This window comes from Methylocaldum sp. GT1TLB (assembly GCF_051027445.1).
Taxonomy (GTDB): Bacteria; Pseudomonadota; Gammaproteobacteria; order Methylococcales; family Methylococcaceae; genus Methylocaldum.
Map to the genome: position 1 here is coordinate 2,970,365 of NZ_CP194898.1, position 18,356 is coordinate 2,988,720.

11 protein-coding genes are annotated in these 18,356 nt (G+C 59.9%); 10 read left to right on the plus strand and 1 reads right to left on the minus strand.

Annotation, left to right across the window (positions count from 1 at the left end):
• Positions 1 to 30: 30 nt before the first annotated feature.
• From ACR2R1_RS12920 to ACR2R1_RS12930, 3 genes are all read left to right on the plus strand, one after another.
• Complete coding sequence (locus tag ACR2R1_RS12920) at positions 31 to 1,044, plus strand: Gfo/Idh/MocA family protein (RefSeq protein ID WP_086133179.1); 1,014 nt, start codon at positions 31 to 33, stop codon at positions 1,042 to 1,044.
• A gap of 154 nt (positions 1,045 to 1,198) precedes the next feature.
• Positions 1,199 to 1,354, plus strand: a complete 156-nt coding sequence (locus tag ACR2R1_RS12925) for a hypothetical protein (protein ID WP_210023716.1) — start codon at positions 1,199 to 1,201, stop codon at positions 1,352 to 1,354.
• Between the two features lie 242 nt (positions 1,355 to 1,596).
• Positions 1,597 to 2,862: an HD-GYP domain-containing protein gene (locus ACR2R1_RS12930; RefSeq protein WP_077730263.1), complete on the plus strand. Its 1,266-nt coding sequence runs from the start codon at positions 1,597 to 1,599 to the stop codon at positions 2,860 to 2,862.
• Between the two features lie 59 nt (positions 2,863 to 2,921).
• Here ACR2R1_RS12930 and ACR2R1_RS12935 read toward each other — a convergent pair whose 3' ends face one another.
• Positions 2,922 to 3,197: an HNH endonuclease gene (locus ACR2R1_RS12935; protein WP_077730262.1), complete on the minus strand. Its 276-nt coding sequence runs from the start codon at positions 3,195 to 3,197 to the stop codon at positions 2,922 to 2,924.
• Between the two features lie 297 nt (positions 3,198 to 3,494).
• Here ACR2R1_RS12935 and ACR2R1_RS12940 point away from each other — a divergent pair, with 297 nt between their 5' ends.
• The 7 genes from ACR2R1_RS12940 to ACR2R1_RS12970 all read left to right on the plus strand — a co-directional run bounded on the left by ACR2R1_RS12940 (position 3,495) and on the right by ACR2R1_RS12970 (position 18,285).
• A complete protein-coding gene (locus tag ACR2R1_RS12940) occupies positions 3,495 to 11,063 on the plus strand; it encodes an SDR family NAD(P)-dependent oxidoreductase (protein ID WP_434110371.1) in 7,569 nt (2,522 codons plus the stop codon).
• Positions 11,064 to 11,129: 66 nt separating this feature from the next.
• Positions 11,130 to 12,350 (plus strand): type III polyketide synthase, encoded by a 1,221-nt coding sequence (locus tag ACR2R1_RS12945; RefSeq protein WP_434110373.1) that lies wholly within the window; start codon positions 11,130 to 11,132, stop codon positions 12,348 to 12,350.
• 2 nt (positions 12,351 to 12,352) lie between these two features.
• Positions 12,353 to 14,224 carry a 4'-phosphopantetheinyl transferase superfamily protein gene (locus ACR2R1_RS12950; RefSeq protein ID WP_434110375.1) on the plus strand — a complete coding sequence of 624 codons (1,872 nt, stop codon included), beginning with the start codon at positions 12,353 to 12,355 and terminating at the stop codon, positions 14,222 to 14,224.
• A gap of 28 nt (positions 14,225 to 14,252) precedes the next feature.
• Entirely contained in the window at positions 14,253 to 14,993 is a 741-nt protein-coding gene (locus ACR2R1_RS12955) for an ABC transporter ATP-binding protein (protein ID WP_077730259.1), read from the plus strand.
• Positions 14,990 to 16,240, plus strand: a complete 1,251-nt coding sequence (locus ACR2R1_RS12960; RefSeq protein WP_077730258.1) for an ABC transporter permease — start codon at positions 14,990 to 14,992, stop codon at positions 16,238 to 16,240. Before ACR2R1_RS12955 ends, ACR2R1_RS12960 begins: the two co-directional genes overlap by 4 nt.
• A gap of 57 nt (positions 16,241 to 16,297) precedes the next feature.
• Positions 16,298 to 17,044 carry an outer membrane lipoprotein-sorting protein gene (locus ACR2R1_RS12965; RefSeq protein WP_077730257.1) on the plus strand — a complete coding sequence of 249 codons (747 nt, stop codon included), beginning with the start codon at positions 16,298 to 16,300 and terminating at the stop codon, positions 17,042 to 17,044.
• Between the two features lie 41 nt (positions 17,045 to 17,085).
• Positions 17,086 to 18,285 carry a hypothetical protein gene (locus ACR2R1_RS12970; protein ID WP_434110377.1) on the plus strand — a complete coding sequence of 400 codons (1,200 nt, stop codon included), beginning with the start codon at positions 17,086 to 17,088 and terminating at the stop codon, positions 18,283 to 18,285.
• Positions 18,286 to 18,356 lie beyond the last annotated feature (71 nt).

An 18,356-nucleotide genomic window follows, 5' to 3' on the forward strand; every position in this document is an offset into this window, starting at 1 on the left:
GTGCACGTTAATTCGCAAAAAGGATGAATCATGACTGACCGAAAACTCCGTTGGGGCATACTTGGTGCCGCGCGCGTTAACGAACGCCTGATGCCCGCCATCGTCGATGCCTCGAATGCCGAACTGGTCGCTATTGCCAGCCGCCGTCCCGGAGCGGCCGCCGAGACACTGGCGAAATACGCGCCACAACAACAGGGAGTCCGGACTTATGACAAGCTCGACGCGCTGCTCGACGATGCCCAAGTGGAAGCCGTTTACCTGCCTCTCGCCAACCACGAACACGCCGAATGGGCGTTGCGCGCCATACAGCACGGCAAACACGTACTGTGCGAGAAACCGATGGCGCTGACCGTCGCCGATATCGAAGCAATCGAAGCCGCGGCACGCCAGCACAAGGTGACCGTGATGGAAGGCTTCATGTACCGCTTCCACCCGCAGCATGCGCGCGTGCGGGAGCTAATCCGCTCCGGCCTCGTCGGCGACATACGCTCCGTCCGCGCCACCTACTCGTTCATGATGCGGCCGGCACGCTTGTATCGCCTCGCGGAAAGTGTCGAGCGCGGCGGCGGCGCCATGTGGGACATCGGTTGCTATGCGATCCATTCGGCCCGCATGTTTTTCGGCGAGCCGCCCCTCGCCGTCACCGCCATCGCGAAATACGTCGAGAGCGGCGCGGATATCACGACCAGCGGCATCATCGATTTCGGAGACGGCAAACATGCCCATTTCGATTTCAGCTTCGAACGGGCGCGGCGCTCGGAATACGAAATCATAGGCACCAAGGGCGGCTTGAAATGCCATACCGTCTGGCAGCTTCCGGGCGATATCCCGGTGCTTTCGTGGTGGACCGAAGACGGGCGGCAGTGTGAAGAACGTCTGCCCGCGGCCAACCATTTCACACTGGAAATCGAGCATTTCAGCGAATGCGCGCTGACCGGAAAAGCGCCCCAGCTTTCGCTGGACGACGCAAAGGACAATTGCCGGATCATCGTCGCCGCTTTGGAGTCCGCGGCTAACGGGCGAACGGTAAAACTGAGCCCATAGCGCCGAAAAAGCCCGGCGCGCTACACCAAGTCCTATATGCCGCAATTCTGTCGGGCCATGTTCGGAAAGCTCTTCAGGCCCTTCGACGAACCGTAAGCTCTGATTCCATTCGTGATGGACCTGTCGAAGATTCTCCTCGGTCCGGACGAGGAGAATGAACGACATCAAAGTTGTTCAGCGTTTCGTTGATCTGGTTTTGTCGGAAAAACAAAAAGGGCTTTGGACGCCTAGCCCAAGGCCCTTTTTGTTGAATAACCGCAAGCCCGGCCAAACAAATTCAAAATCATTCGCAATACTCCAAAACAAGTAGCGACATCGGCACCAACCGGCTTAAGCACGATTCTCAAAAATCACACCAACTATACTTGTTATTAACCCGGCCTATAAATATAGGCCGGGTTAATCCGGGGCAGGGATGCCCCGGCGCGGCGACAAACCGCGTGAGCCCAGGCCGGGCGTGTACCGGCCTGGGCGGCGGCCCGAAATACCAGGAGGGTATTTACGGGCCTGATTAATAATCGTGCCTTTCGGATTGTTTTTGGAATGCCTCCTATGGACAAGTCTTTTGATTCTCACGGAATAACCACCCTGGGTAAGGTCAAGGTGCCCGTCGGCGATCTGAAGATCGGGATGTATGTATGCGAACTCGATCGTCCTTGGCTGGATTCACCGTTTCTGTTTCAAGGATTCATGCTCGCGACACAAGCGGACATCGAAGCCGTTCGGAAGGTCTGCGATTACGTCTACATCGATTCCTACCAAACAAAATATCCGGAAACGGAGCACACGCAGCAGCCCGCCAAATCCTCGTCCATATCGTGGACCGCCGCCCCGCCCGAAAAGCACCTATCCGTCGAACAAGAGATCGACAACGCCGAAAACACGCATAAGCAGACAAGCAAGCTGGTCAAGACATTCATGGACGAAATCCGCTTCGGTCGCGGCCTCGATATTCAGCTTGCAAAAGAGGCCGTTTCCGAATGCGTGGACAGCGTCTACAAGAATCCCGACGCCATGCTGCTGTTGACCCAGCTCAAGAATCGGGACGAGTACACGTCCCAACACTCCATGAACGTCTGTATCTTCTCGATCGTGCTCGGCCGCCACTTGGGCATGTCCGTCGACGAGCTACGGAATCTCGGTTTGTCCGGGCTCATGCACGACATGGGCAAGATGAGAGTCCCCCTGGAGGTCCTCAACAAACCGGGGCGGCTCTCCGATGAAGAAATGACTCTGGTAAAGGCGCATACCGTGCACGGCCGAGAAATACTCATGTCCTCCCACGGCATCTATCCCGGTGCCATCGAGGTCGCTTACCAGCATCACGAAAACCTCGACGGAACCGGTTATCCCACCGGCCTCACCGATGCCGAAATCCCCTCTTTTACCCGGATCGTCGCCGTTGCCGATACCTACGACGCCGTCACCAGCGATCGCGTGTATCAATCGGGGCGTACTCACATGGAGGCGATCGCGATTCTCTACAAAGAGAGCGGAAAGCATCTTGATGCCGAACTAGCATCGAAATTCATCGAATGCCTAGGCATCTACCCGGCCGGAAGCCTCGTCGAAATGAGCAACGAGGAAGTAGCCCTCGTTATCGAAGTCAACCCTCGGCAAAAACTCAAACCGAAAGTCATCATGCTGCTCGATTCGGAAAAAAATCCGCAGCCCCATCGCATCGTCGATCTGGCGAAAATCGACCTGGATCCCTGTGGGCAACCCTATCGAGTCAAGACGATGCTGAAAAACGGAAGCTACAACGTAGATATCAAGCAGCATTACGAACGGGGGCTCATTCAAAAAGCCGCCAGGTAGAATTAAGCCAAGCCGCCGCTGATCCGGGCGGTGCCCGGGTCGGTGATGGCTCGAATGGATTAAGCTGTCTCGCCGGATACCCCTTCCGTGGCCTTGAGACACAGGTGACTAGGGTTGACACAACATTGAACGTTGCATTTGTGGCAAACGCACTGTCCAGTCGGGATGTGTCCGAAATGGACTTCCCAGAAGTACTCGTCCGGATGCACGTTTTCCCACTCTGCGTTCATGCGCCTACTGTCCTCCTGCATTGACCCAATCCATATCCAGCACCCGGACTCGGTCACAGGAACGACATATTCCATGAGTTTCTCAATCGAGATTCGATTGTCCATAATCGCGCTCCGTTTCTAGCGGAGTCCACAATCACAAATTTAAGGCGCACTTGTCAACGGCAAAATGTACTTTTGCTTTTTTGAGAATTTGGGTATGATCAGCTCGCAATGACTGGATTGAGAAACAATTGGGCTTTTAGCCCCTTGTTTTTACATAAATTCACGCAACTGATTTAGCTCGCTTCTTCTAAGTTATCTTTGCGTGCAATGCCTGGGGTTCAGGAAAATCCTGCTCGCCTAAGCTTCAGGATCTGAATTCCAGCTAGGGAAAGTATCCATCACATAGGAGGTGAACGGATGGAAACGCTTATTGCTATCACGCCGGCACACTGTCTTGATCCGCAGATTGCCATCGCGGCCGTAAGAGCCCACGGAATCGGGATCTTGGATCTAGGCTACCGGGAGATGCCAGATGCATTGTCGTCGGCGCTTGACAGCCTGGCGTCCGCCGCCAGCCAATCGGCGCAGTGGGGGGTCCGCTGGGACGTACTCGGATTGGCAGCCCGAGACCTCAACCGACTTTCCGAACTCCTACCATACCAAGTTCCCATCCTTGTCCTCGCCGGTTCGACACCGGCCGAACTGACTGCTCTGCGGAAGCGAGTCAAATCCATCGCCCGCCGAGTTTTCGTCGAAGTCCATGATTTCCCGTCGGCCCAGGCCGCCATCGCCGCCGGCTGCGACGGACTGATCGTCAAAGGCCATGAAGCGGGCGGATCGGTTAGTCGCCACTCGACTTTCATTCTGCTGCAGGAGCTCAAGGGACGGCTGAACATTCCCTACTGGATTCAAGGCGGAATCGGGCTGCGCAGCGCTGCAGCGGCGGCGCTCGCCGGCGCGAACGGCGTCGTATTGTGCGAACAACTGTGGCTGACCGACGAAAGCCCGCTCGCTCATTCAAATCTGCGCGGCATGTGGAGCCAGTTGGACGGCAGCGAAACGATTCTGCTCGCACCGGAAGAAGCCCCGTTTCGGCTGTTCGCACGCTCCGGCCGCGATAAGCTCCAGGAACTGGAGCAACGGGTGGTTCGCGGTGAACCCTGGCGGGACCTGCTGGTACAGCGCCTCGGAGAAACCGAAGACGCGTTGCTGCCTCTCGGGCAGGATATCGCGTTCGCAGCTCCTTTGGCCAAGCGCTACGGCACCGTAGGCCGCATCCTCACCGCTGTGAAAGAAAGCATGGATTCGCTGATCGAGCAAGCGCGCTCGCACCAGGCCTTGTCCGCCGACTCGCCTCTGGCGCGCAAACACGGCACCCGGTTTCCTATCGTTCAGGGTCCGATGACGCGGGTCAGCGATACCGCCCAGTTCGCGAAGGCGGTGGCGGACGCCGGAGGGCTTCCGTTTCTCGCCCTGTCCGTCATGCGCAAACCGCAAATCCAAACATTGTTGAGCAGCACCCGCAAACTCATGGGCGATCTCCCCTGGGGTGTGGGGCTGCTCGGCTTCATGCCGCTGGAACTGCGTCAGGAACAGCTCGATGTCATCCGCGAAATCAAGCCCCCCTTCGCCATCGTCGCCGGCGGAAGGCCGAGTCAGGCGCGCGAACTGGAAGCGCTCTCGATAATGACCTATCTGCACGTACCTTCGCCGGGGCTGCTTAACAGCTTCATCAAGGAAGGCGCCCGCAAATTTATTTTCGAGGGCAGCGAATGCGGCGGACACACCGGTCCGCGCACCAGCTTCATCCTCTGGGAATCGGCCATCGAAGTCCTGACTGCGGCCGAGCTGGAGGATCCCGAGTCGGTTCAGGTGCTGTTCGCCGGCGGAATCCACGACGAGCTTTCGGCTGCGATGCTTTCGGTCCTGGCGGCGCCGCTCGTCGCCCGCGGCATGAGTATCGGGGTCGTCATGGGCACGGCATACCTCTTCACCGAAGAAATCGTCCACACCGGCGCGATCGTGAACGAGTTTCAGGCCCAGGCGATCGCCTGCCGAGAAACCGCCTTGCTCCAATCCGGCGTCGGAATCTATACCCGTTGCGCCAAGACGGAATTCTGCGACGAGTTCAACCGGACGCGGCGCGAACTGCAAATGGCTTTGGAATCCGAAGAGCGCACGCTGAAGGTGCTCGAACTGCTCAACATCGGCCGACTGCGCATCGCATCCAAGGGTATCGCTCATAAGAGCCAGTCCGCGGCAACAGCCCCGGACGACCGGTATGTCAAGGTAAATGTCCAGACGCAACGGCGCGAGGGCATGTACATGCTGGGCGAAGTCGCGCGGCTGAGGAACAATACCCTTACGATCGCCGAGCTTCACACTGCGGTCGCCACGGGCAGCCAGGAACTGCTTGCCGGCGCAGCGCACGAGCCCGAGGCGAAACGCTGGACGCGGCGACAGAACCGGGATGATATCGCCATCATCGGTATGGCCTGCCTGCTGCCCAAGGCGGGCGACGTGCGCCAGTACTGGCAGAACATCCTCCGGCGGGTGGACACCATCCGGGAGGTCAGCGACGACCGCTGGCGTCCGGCCGATTTCTTCGACCCCAAGCGCGGAACGCCGGACAAGAGCTACTCGAAATGGGGCGGTTTCCTCGACGACGTCCAATTCGACCCCACGGTGTTCGGTATTCCCCCGGCCGCTCTGCGCTCCATCGAACCGATGCAGCTCCTGGCTCTGTACGTGGCGAAGCGCGCCCTGGAAGACGCCGGGCTCGACCGCCGCCCGTTCCCCAAGGAGCGGACCTCGGCCATATTCGCTTCCGGGGGAATGAACGACCTCGGCACGATTTATATCTTCCGCACCTTGCTGGCCCATTATCTGCCCAAGGTTCCGGGGCTGCCCGAGGCGACCCGGAAGCACATCATGCAAACTCTTTACGAGCGCGAGCTTCCCAACTGGACCGAGGATTCGTTCCCCGGCTTCCTCGGCAATGTAGTGGCCGGCCGGGTAGCTAACCGCTTGGATCTCGGAGGAACCAACTTCGCGGTCGACGCCGCCTGCGCCTCGTCGCTCGCAGCGCTGGACGTGGCAATCAAGCAATTGCGAAATGGCGACGCCGACGTGGCCCTGGTGGGTTCCATCGACGGCACCAATAATGCCGTGGCTTTCATGGCGTTCGCCCAAACTCATGCCCTTTCGCCCCGCGGGCGATGCCGGCCGTTCGACGACAGTGCGGACGGCATCGCTATCGGCGAGGGCGTCGCGGCACTGGTGCTCAAGCGCCTGAGCGACGCCGAACGGGACGGCGATCGAATCTACTCCGTCATCAAGGGGATCGGCGCTTCCAGCGATGGACGCAATCGCAGCCTTACCGCGCCTCATCCGCAAGGCCAGGTGCGTGCATTGTGCCGCGCCTACGAGGACGCCGGGGTGAATCCGTCGACGGTCGGTTTGATCGAGGCTCATGGCACGGGTACCGCCGTAGGCGACAAGTCGGAGATCGAATCCATCAACACTGCCTTCGGCGAATGCAATCCAGCGCCCCAGTCCTGCGCCATCGGCTCGGTGAAATCGATGATTGGCCACACCAAGGTCAGCGCCGGTCTTGCCGGGCTGATCAAGGCGTCCTTGGCGCTGAAACATCGCGTTCTGCCACCGACTTTGGGTGTCGAAACGCCCAATTCGCGCGTGGATTTCACAAACAGTCCCTTTTATATCAATACCGAAACCCGGCCTTGGTTCGCTCACCCTGACGGACATCCGCGACGCTGTGGCGTAAGCGCCTTCGGTTTCGGAGGTACCAACTTCCATGCAGTACTGGAAGAATACGGCGGCGACTACCGGGACACCGATGCAATCGATCTGAATCCCCGTGACGCCGAACCCTTCATTTTTTTTGGACCGAATCGTTCTCACATCGTTCACGCGGTGGAACGCCTGCAACAGGGACTCGAATATCCCGAACATCTCGATCTCGCCCAATTGGCGTATTCACTGCAATCGGAGCAAGTCAAAACGGGAACCGGCGCGGGCGTCCGCGCCTGCCGGCTGGCCATGGTCGCCACGTCGGTTGCGGATCTCAAGCAAAAGCTCGATTTAGCTCTTCGCGAGTTGCGCGATAATGACAAAGCGGAGATCAGGCATCCTCAAGGCATTTATTATCGGGAGTCCGACGCCGCAGGTGGCTTATGCTTTGTCTTCCCGGGCCAGGGATCGCAGAAGATCAACATGCTGCGCGATCTGGTCGCAACGCAGCCCGAACTGCACGGCTTCTTCGAGCGGGCAGATACTCTCCTCGCCGAGCGCCTGCCTCAGCCGCTGTCCCGATTCATTTATCCGCTGCCGGCGTTCAGCGACGAGGAACGGGAACGGCAACAGAGTGCATTGAATGCAACGCAGATCGCGCAACCCGCGCTTGGCGCGGTCGAGCTGGCGGCGTTCGAACTGCTCAAGAACTATGGCGTCCATCCCGATTTCACGGCTGGCCACAGCTACGGGGAATACGTCGCCTTGTGCGCCGCCGGCGCTCTCGATCGCGACGACCTGATCCGGCTCTCGGAAGTTCGCGGACGCATCGCCGCCGACGCGGGACAAAGTTCCCGAGGGGCAATGGCCGCCGTGGACGCGGATGGCGCTCGGCTCGAAAAGCTGATCGCCGAGCACGGACTTGCCGTCTGCATTGCCAATTTGAACGCTCCGGACCAGACCATCATCGCCGGCCCGGCTGAAGCCATCGACGAGGCGGCGGCGGTATTGGCCAAGAACTCTCTACGCGTAACCAAACTGGCGGTCAGAGGCGCGTTCCATTGCGCCGCCATGGCCGATGCCAGCGCCGTACTCGCCGCCGAATTGGCCAAGATCGACTTCCGCTCTCCCGAGTTCCCGATCTTCAGCAATACCACGGCCGACCGCTATCCGGACGAGCCTGCCGAAATCCGGGCACTGCTAGCCCGCCATCTGGCCGAGCCGGTGCGCTTCGTGGAGGAGGTGAACCGTCTCTACGACGCGGGAGCCCGGATTTTTCTGGAGATCGGTCCCGGTCTGGTGCTGAGCGGACTCGTCGACCGCATCCTGGCCGATCGGCCGCACACCGCTCTGGGTCTCGACGCTCCGGGGCGCCCCGGCTGGCTCCAGCTCTCCCACCTTCTGACTCAACTGTTCGCGCTGGGCGTTCCGGTACGCTTCGAAACCTGGTTCAGACACCGCGGGCTGACGGACCGTCCGCTGCCGGAGCTGTTCGCCCAGGCTCGGGCGAAAGCCAATCCGGGACCGCTGATTTGGCGGGTCAACGGCGGCCGGGCGGTACCCTGGCACGACTCGGCGGACACATCCAAGAATGTCGTGCCGTTGCCGACAGGATTGAAATCCCCGGCGGCTTCCACCGATATGGCGCCAACTCAGGCCGCGGGCGCGCGCCCGTCCTTGGCCGTGGTGCAAGATCTTCCAACCAACACAAGGAGGTATTCCGTGATGAACCATGAAGCATCCAACTCCGCGAAGCCGGCTTTGGGGCCGCCAGCAGAGGGAATCCCGGCGGGATCAGATCCGAGATTCTCGTTGATCCAGAACTGCGTCGCCCAGCTCATCGATCTGCAGCGCGAGCAACAAAGAACCTTGTGCTCCTTCCTGGATTTTCTGCACGCCAACCTGGCGGGCGCATCGTTGTCGGCGCAGCAGTGGACGGTCGCATCGCCCGAAATCTCCTCGATGGCACAAGCGCAACCGGTCGCGACAGCGGCCGCGTCCGGCGGAGCGGTTCTGAACGGCGTGCCGCCGGCACCCGTTTTGCCGCTTCAGCTTCGTACCGCGGGTCCCGCCGAAGCGGCAGGGGAACGGCCGTTGTCCGTCATTCCGACGCCCGCCGTCCGTAGCGGCGGACCGGTCTCCGCCAAACCCACCGGCGGTGGCGACACCGCGCCGCTTGTGGCGGTGAAGGCGCCGGCAGCCGGCGGCACCGGGCTCGCGCCCACCGAGCAGTTCAAGGCCGATCTGCTCCGCTCGGTATCGGAGCGCACCGGTTATCCGGAAGACATGCTCGATCTCAATGCCCACATGGAAGCCGATCTCGGCATCGACTCCATCAAACGGATCGAAGTTTTCAGTGCCCTGAAAGACCACCATAACCTGCTGGAAGGACGTGACGAGGAAACGGTGCTCGAAGAGCTGTCGGGTCTCAAGACCTTGAACGAGATCATCGCCTGGTACGACCGGCTGCGGGAACCGAAACCAGCGCAGGGAGGCGCCGATTCGCCAAAAAAATTGCAGACTCCACCATCGATCTCGCCGGTTGAGATGGTGGAGTCTACCGCTGGTGCCAAACAACCGGACTGCGTGGCCTGTTACGTCGTGAAGCCCGCTCCCGCTCCGCTCGAAGGGGGAACGGTCATCAATCCGGGCACGCCATCCATGATGCTGTTGCTGGGGCATGCCTCCGAGCTCAGCGAGGCGCTTCGTAACGCGCTGAACAGCATCGGCTATGTCACGCGGCAGCTTGTCCCGGGTCGCGAAACCCGCGCCCTGGACGGTGATCGCTTGGAAGTCGATTTGTCCTCGCCCAAAGGCTTGGACGGCTTGCGCGATTTCCTTAAAGCCGGCGGGAAACCGCTGGGCGGGCTGATCAATCTATTGAGCGCGGAGACGCCAGAAGGCAGCGAGGACTATCGGCCCTCGGAGGCGCGGGCACTGTTCCTGACCTTGAAAGCTCTGGAACAGGACTTCAAGGAGAACGTTCGGGCCGGGGGCGGCTGGCTGATCAATCTGACCGCATTGGACGGACAATTCGGCCTGAAACGGTCTCGGCTGTTCGAGGCAGAGCGAGCGGGCACCCTCGGGGTTGCCAAGTGCGCCGCCCGCGAATGGCCGCATCTAAAGGTAAAGTGCATCGATCTTGATCCGAGCCTGGGGACCAGCCAGTCGATCGAACGGGTCTTGATGGAATTGCGCCCGGACGATCAAACCTTGGAAATAGGCCACACCAGGGAGGGACGCTGGCGGCTCGATCTGCAACAGCGCCCGGACCATGGCACCATCAGGCCGGAACTGGAGCTGGACTCCGGCGCCGTGGTTCTGGTCACGGGCGGAGCGTATGGCATCACCGCCGATATCGCCAAAGGCTTGACGCGAAATCGGCGCCTGCGGCTGGTGCTGGTGGGACGGAGTCCGATGCCCGAGCCTGAATCGCCATCCACCCGAAATATCGCCGATCCGGATGCCTTGCGGCAATTTCTGATCGGAGAGATGAGGCGCGAGAGCGGTAAGGTCAAACCGGCCGAGGTCGAGGCCGCACTCAGACGAGTTCTCAAGGAACGACAGATCCGCGCCAACCTGGCCGCCCTCAAGGAATCCGGCTCAGAAGTCGATTACCATGCTTTGGACGTGCGCGATAGCGCTGCTTTCGGACAATTGATCGACGACATCTATGCGCGCTGGGGACGAATCGACGGCGTGCTCCACGGCGCAGGCGTCATCGACGATAAACTGATCCGCGCCAAGACGGCGGAATCCTTCGACGCGGTTTATGACACCAAGGTCACTCCGGCGCTGACCATGGCCCGGAAGCTGGACCCGTCAAAGCTGAAGTTCGTGGTGCTCTTTTCCTCGGTCGCCGGCCGGTTCGGCAACGTGGGCCAATGCGACTACAGCGCGGCCAACGAGGTATTGAACAAGCTGGCCGACCGACTGACAGTGGAGTGGCCGAACGTCCACACCGTCTCGATCAATTGGGGTCCTTGGGACTCCGGCATGGTGAACGACGAACTGCGCAAGCTCTATGCTTCCCGGAACATCCGCCCGATCCCGGTAGAAACCGGGGTTCGGCATTGCCTGGAAGTATTGGAACGCCGCGACCGGCAGGAGCCTGAACTCGTGATCGCAGCGAGCATCGAGGCGATCGCCGCCGGACTCGGACGCTCCTCGGCGCGCGATGAAACCACGCGGCGCGCGGTCGATTCGACCGTTTTGACACCGGCGGTGGCGTGATGCCTCGCGACCGCTCGACCAAATCCCCTAAGTGAACCCGACAAGGAGTAAACGGAGCATATGGATATGGCAAATCTACACAGTGCGGTACTGGCGGACTTCACCCCGGTGAGAGTATCGAAACCCGTCCCGCAGCGCATCACTCTCGAACTGGCGGCCTTCGGTTTCGCCAAGGCTTATTGCCTGAACAATGACATCTGCGACAAGGAAGGCTTCCGCCGGGTTCACAGGGAAGTGAAAGAGAAGCTGGACAAGTACGCGCTCTCGCCTTCCCATATCAAGCGCCGGCAATTGGTGTTCTTTCCCCGCCTCACCGATATCCGCTTCTCGGACGGCGAGTTCACGTTGGCGGAGCCCGAGTATGAGTACTTGCAGTTGTTCAAGGACAAGAACGATCCGAAGGGCGTGGACCTCAAAGCCCGGCACGAGAGCTACGGCAAGGTGGTCGACGGATGTCTGAACCAGATGTACGACGACGGGGCCAAAGCGCCGGACGATGTCATTCACGTGACCTGCTCCGGTTACCTGGCGCCGAGCCCGGTCGAGCGCATGGTCGCACGGAAGGAATGGTTCGACACCACGGTCACACACAGCTATCACATGGGCTGCTACGGCGCCTTCCCCGCCATCAAGATGGCGCACGGTTTTCTGTCGTCCTCGCAATGCTTGGTGACTCCGCCCAAGGAGCGGGTGGACATCATCCACACCGAACTGCTGTCGATCCACAACAACATCGAGGACTTCCGTGCCGAGAACATCATTACCATGACCTTGTTCGCGGACGGATTCATCCGCTACTCGATGTATCCGGAACCGGTGGCGCGTGAGAGAAAAATTCCCGGCCTCAAGGTCCTGGCGTTCAACGAACATCTCCTGCCCGATTCCGCCGAGGACATGACCTGGGTGCCGGGGTCTCATCAATTCCACATGACCCTGTCGGTCATGGTGCCCGTGGTCCTCAAGAAGCACATCCGGTCTTTCGTCCAGTCATTATTGCGGCGGGTAGAGATCGATTTCGACACGGAGAAGGATGGACTGACCTTTGCCATTCATCCGGGCGGGCCGAAGATCGTGGAACACATTCAGGACGAACTGGGTCTGCGGGAAGATCAGGTGGAGGTCAGCAAGGAGGTATTCCGCGAGAACGGCAACATGTCTTCTGCGACCGTGCCGCATATCCTGAAAGCGATCCTGGACGACAAGTCGATTCCCCGCGGGAGACGCGTCGTCTGCCTGGGTTTTGGACCGGGACTCACGATTACGGGTCTCGTTTTGGAAAAGGTCTGATCATGAAGGAACTATCGAGCCGCGCAACGGAAAGCGATCTTCCGCCCTTGATCGGGCGGGTATACGAGGTGGAGTCACTGAGGGAGCTCGAAACTCCAGAACCTTCCCCAGCCGAATCGACGGCGACATCCGACGAGCCGAGGGATGCGTTCGACCCGGCATCGGTGGCACAGGACTGGAGCAGGCAAAACGCGGAACGCGGCGACGAGCCCGTTTTGCCCTTCATCGGGCGCATTCTCGATCATGTGCCCGGCCAGTCGATTACCGTGGAGCGCGAGTTGACCCTGGACGAGGATCTGCATCTCGCGGATCACGCCTTCGTCCATGCGCCCGGGGTGAAACCGCTATTCGCCTGTCTGCCGGTAGTTCCCATGACCCTGAGCCTGGAGATCCTGGCGGAAACGGCTGCCTGCCTCGCACCCGGCTACGGGCTGATCGGCTTCGAGGACGTGAAGGCCACGCGCTGGATCGAGCTGGCCGACACCGACCGCCTGTGTCTCCGGATTTCGGCCCGTTTCGAGCAATGGGATGCCGAACGGAACACTTGCAATATCGCCGCCGCCATCCATATCGAAGACCAAGCGACTCCGGCGATCCAGGCTCGCGTCCTGTTCGCGCCCTACTATCGTCTCGATCTCGAGCTCAGCTTCACGGAGTTCGCCAATGCCCGTCTCTATCCCAAAAGCGCCGAGGAAATTTACCGGGGCCGCCACTTATTCCACGGACCCGTGTATCAATGCCTGGTCGGGGAGATCGTGCTGGGCGATCGGGGCGCCGCCGGCGAGTTGGTGGTCAAAGCGCCCGAGATCATGTTCCGATCCATACGCAAGCCCCAGTTTCTGACCGAGCCGGCGTTGCTCGATGCGGTCGGACAATTGATCGGAATCTGGGCCATGGAAAAAGAGCGCTACGTCTTTCCCGTCGGCATCGGCAAGCTCGAGCTATACCGGCCTACCCCGACGCCGGGAACACGATGCCCGGTGCGAATCGAAATCACCCGCGACGAAGGCAAGCTCCTTTCCGCCGACATCGAGATTCAGGACGGCGCGAGCGCCGTTTGGATGCGGATCAGGGACTGGACGGACTGGAAGTTCCGCTGGGAGAAGCGGCTACTTAATTTTCGCCGCCTGCCGACCCGCTATTTGCTGAGCCATGCGCTCGACCTGCCGGCACTCCCGCCTTCCGCCAGCTGCCGCATGATCTCAGGCGAAGACATCGCCGGCTTCGACAGTACGCTCCTCGCTCGCTTCTGCCTTCATCTGGACGAGATGGAGACGTTTTCCGACATGCGCTCGCATGCTCCGGGCCTGCAGCATTGGCTGCTGGGGCGCATCGCAGCCAAGGATGCCGTGCGCGACTGGCTGGCGCGGCAAGCCGGGACGGAAGAAATGCTGCACCCGGCCGCCCTGATCATTCGCAACAACGACCAGGGCCAGCCCGAGGTGGCGCCGGTCCCCGAGGCGAACCGGTTGCCGCAGCTCAGCATCAGCCATAGCGAACATCGCGCTATCGCCATCGCCCATGCGGGACCCGTGGGCGTGGATATCGAACCGATCCGCCCGCGCCAGCCGAGCTTCGTGGAGACCATGGCCGGCGAATCGGAACGCTCGCTTCTCCGTGACACGAGCGGCGACCCCGACGAATGGGCCACCCGCCTGTGGTGCGCCAAGGAAGTCGCCGCCAAGTTGCTGGGTCTCGGCATGAACGGCTCGCCGAAAGCCTACGAGGCGCAGGCCATAGGCGAGGACGGTCTGATCCACATCGTCCATCGAGACAGCGGCCGAACGATTATGGTACGGACGGTACGCCTGGAAGAGTTCGTCATTGCCTATGCCGGCGCCGCGACTGCGGAGACGGAAGCGGGGCAAGCCTAAACGCCATCAACACACAAAGGATTGAATAATGAGCAGGATTGGTCCGCCGCTGCTGGTAGAGCTTCGCCAGGTCGGGAAGGTTTATCACCTCGGCGAAAGCCGTATAACGGCTCTCAAGACAGTGAATCTGTCTATTCATAGGGGCGAATTCGTGGCCGTCTGGGGTCCGTCGGGTTCCGGCAAGTCTACCCTCTGCAATCTTATCGGGCTGCTCGACGTATGCTCTTCGGGTACGGTGCGTTTCGAAGGCCAGGATGTGGCCGCGCTGTCGGACGACCAGCGCAGCGAGCTTCGAAACCGCGGAATCGGATTCGTCTTCCAGAGCTTCAATCTGATTCCGGTACTCTCGGCTCTGGAAAACGTCATGCTTCCGCTGCAGATCTCCGGAGTTTCCACGGCACAGGCAAGGCGAGCGGCGCGCAAGCGTCTGGCCGAAGTGGGGCTGGACGACCACGCGGCGCATCGTCCCGCCAAGCTTTCCGGCGGACAGCAGCAGCGCGTCGCGATCGCGCGGGCCCTGGTTACCGATCCGGCACTGGTGATCGCCGACGAGCCCACGGCCAATCTGGATTCCGAAAACGCCTTGAGGATTACCGAGCTCATGCGACGACTCAACAGCAACAACGGCACGACCTTCGTGTTCTCCACGCACGACCAGCGCCTGCTGGAACGTGTGGAGCGTCAGATTCAGATGCGCGACGGCGAGATCATCGATGACAGGTCGCCGGAGCAACCGGCCATGCGGCTAGACCGATCGGTGGGCTTATGATGACCTGGATCAAGCTCGCCTTAAGAAATCTCTTCCGCAATCGGCGCCGGTCGCTGTTCACGATTCTGGCGATCGGCCTCGGCTTTGCGGCGGTCAACACCCTGGGCGGATTCACCGCCTACATCTTCACCAGCCTCAAGGATTCCTACATCTACGCGCAGGGTAACGGCCATCTCAGCGTTTTCAAGACCGGCTTTCTCCAGGAAGGCAAACTCGATCCGACCCGTTATCTCATCGACGAAGAAGAGATGGGAGTCATTCAACAGGTGCTGGCCCGGCATCCGGAAATCGTGGTGGTGGCACCGCAGCTCCACATTTCGGGACTTCTGAGCAACGGGAAGGTGTCGACGATCTTCATCGCCGCCGGCCGAGTGCCGTCCGCCGTGCGCCGCATCAACGAGCATGCCCGCGGGATGATAGGGAAAATCCAGTTGTTCGACGGCAAATCCCTGGAGGACGACGTCATTCACGGCATCGGCCTGAGCCGGGGACTGGCGGAGCAGCTTAATCTGGACTTGGGCTCCGACGCCGTCGCCATGGCGCCCACCGTGTCGGGACAGATCAACGCGCTCGACGCCCAGGTGTTTCAGCTCTTCGATGGCCCGGTCGAAGCGCTGGAGGACAAGCTCATGTCGGTTTCGCTCAAGTTCGCCCAGAGCCTCTACGATACCGGCAGCGTGGATCGCCTGACCTTGCTGCTGACGAACGACGACACAACGGAAACCGTGCGCGCCCAGCTGGCCGGAGAACTGGCGGCAGAAGGCTTGAAGCTGGAAGTCAAGACCTGGAACGAGCTTTCCACCTTTTACACCAAGGTGAAGCAGATGTTCGACGTGATCTTCCTGTTCACCTTCCTGATCGTGTTCACCATCGTCGTCATGAGCGTGATCAATACCGTCAGCATGGCGATCATGGAACGGACCCGCGAGATCGGCACGCTGCGGGCACTGGGGTTCAAGCGCCGCGGCATCGTCGGACTGTTCGCGGCCGAAAGCATGTTATTGGGGATTCTTGGATCGCTGCTCGGCATGGTCCTCACCCTGATCACCTGGTCGGGCGTCGCATTTTTCAAACCGACCTGGATACCGCCCCAAATCACCCGCCGGGTGCCATTGGAGGTCTACCTGGTGCCCGATTACATGCTCTACAGCATCCTGCTGCTGATCGTTCTTTCCCTGGCCGCAGCCAGTCTCCCGGCGCGCACGGCAGCTCGCATGCAGATCGTCGGCGCTCTGGGACATACCTGAACCTAGGAGCGACAGTTGACCGCTTCGATGGAGTAGATAAAGTACAAGGAGAAGACGATGAGAACGACCCTCTTGCTCGGAAGCTTGCTAATCCTGGCCGGATTGCTGTCCGCCGCGCCGTTGTCGGCTTCGCCGGACGTCAAGACTATACTGAAGACGGCGGATCAATCGCGGGGCAACCTCCTGGGCATTTCCTGGGAAGTGGTGATAGAGTCCATCGAAAACGGCCGTACCGACTCTTTGAATTACGACATCAAGGCGCGCGGCTTCGACATCTCCGGAATAAGCCTCGCACCGCCGAAGTACAAGGGCAACAAGCTGCTCATGTCGAACAACAACATGTGGTTCTACAAACCGGGGCTGAGCAAGGCGGTCCCCATTTCGCAGCGCCAGAAACTAATGGGCAACGCGGCCTACGGTGACATCGCCTCGACCAATTATGCCGAGGACTACAATGCTGCTCAGTTGCCCGACGACACGGTGGGCGACGAGGAATGCTATGTTTTCGATCTCACCAGCAAGAACGACAAGACCACGTATGATCGTATCAAATACTGGATTTCGAAAAAGCGCCTGGTGGGGGTGAAAGCGGAGTACTTCACGGTATCGGGAAAGAAATTCAAACTGGCTGAAATGGAATACGGCAATAAAGTGCTTATCGACGGAAAGGAGCGCCCGTTCATTTCCAAAATCACCATGTACGACGAACTGATGAGCGAGGACGTGACCTATCTCAACCTCACCAAGCCTCGGTTCGAGCCACTTCCGGATTACGTATTCAATCTCAACCTCTTTATGAAATGAAAAAAAACGGTGGACTAACGTGGGGACTATGGGTTTTTGTCATGTGCGCAATATCGGGAACGGCGGCCGCGGCCACCGAACCCGTGATCGTATCCACGGGGCCGGTGAGCATTTTCGACGAGATCAAGAACGGCTTCTATTCGCGGATCAACGTCCTGGCTTTCGGAATTTTCCAGGAACCGGAAATGAATTCGCGCCTGAATCCCAATAATATCCTGGAGATATCCACTTATCAGGCGTCGATCAACCCGCGCGTGGATCTCAACCTGGACTTCCGCCGGTTGGAACTGGGTATCAAACAACGCTTCATCTACCTGTGGCAGCGCTGGGAAGAAGGGTTCCCGGAGGGCGAAGAAGACAGCCTGGCGCAGTTCTACACGAACGAGTGGTTCGCCCGCTATCGGCTGATGGACGAGTTGTTCGTCTCCTACGGCCGCGAGAACCTTCAGTGGGGGCCGTCGGTGCTCCTGTCTTCGTCCAACCCGTTCAACAAGGAGAACGGGCGGAACAACCCGAGAGTGGAAGTTCCCGGACTCGGCTATGCGCGGGCCGTGTGGATACCGAATTCCACCTGGGCCGTTTCGTTCATCGCCAATACGGATGAAGGCCGGTTGGGACGGCAGCAGGGTTTCGGTCTCAACCAAGCGGGATTCGCCGACGGCTCGGCGCAAGGCCAGAACTTTCAGCCGGGTTATGCCTTCAAGATCGATTGGACCGGGGACGGCAAGTACTTTTCCGTCATCCCTTCGTACCGGGAACACACCGGCTACCGGGTCGGCTTTTTCGGCGGCTGGAACGTGACCGACGCGCTGCTCCTCTACGGAGAAGGCGCCCACGGCGATTACGGCGACTTCGAATTACTGGGAGGCGCCTCGTACACCTTCGAGGCCGGACCGACCGTCAACCTGGAATATTTCCATAACGAAAACGGCTGCCTGCGGGATCGCATCGATCAATGTTTCCTTAGGGGCGAAATCGACTCCACCGATCCCATGTTTCGCCAAGACTACATGATGCTCCAGTATTCGGATACCGAGATCTGGAACGATTTCAACGTGAATTTCCGGGTGATCCACAATCTGAACGACCAGTCCGACCGCCTGATCGGCATCTTCGAATACGAAGCCACCGACCATACGCTGTTGTACGTCATTGCCAACGGTTTCACGGGCTCTCGCGACAGCGAGTTCGGCAGCCTCCTGAATTATTCGTTCTTCGTGGGCGCCGCGTACACGTTCTAGCGCGTTTTTCATTACGGTCTAGCGGCGTGGGTTGGGAAGGTTGCAGGTCGGCAATCCTTTGCCGACAAAGC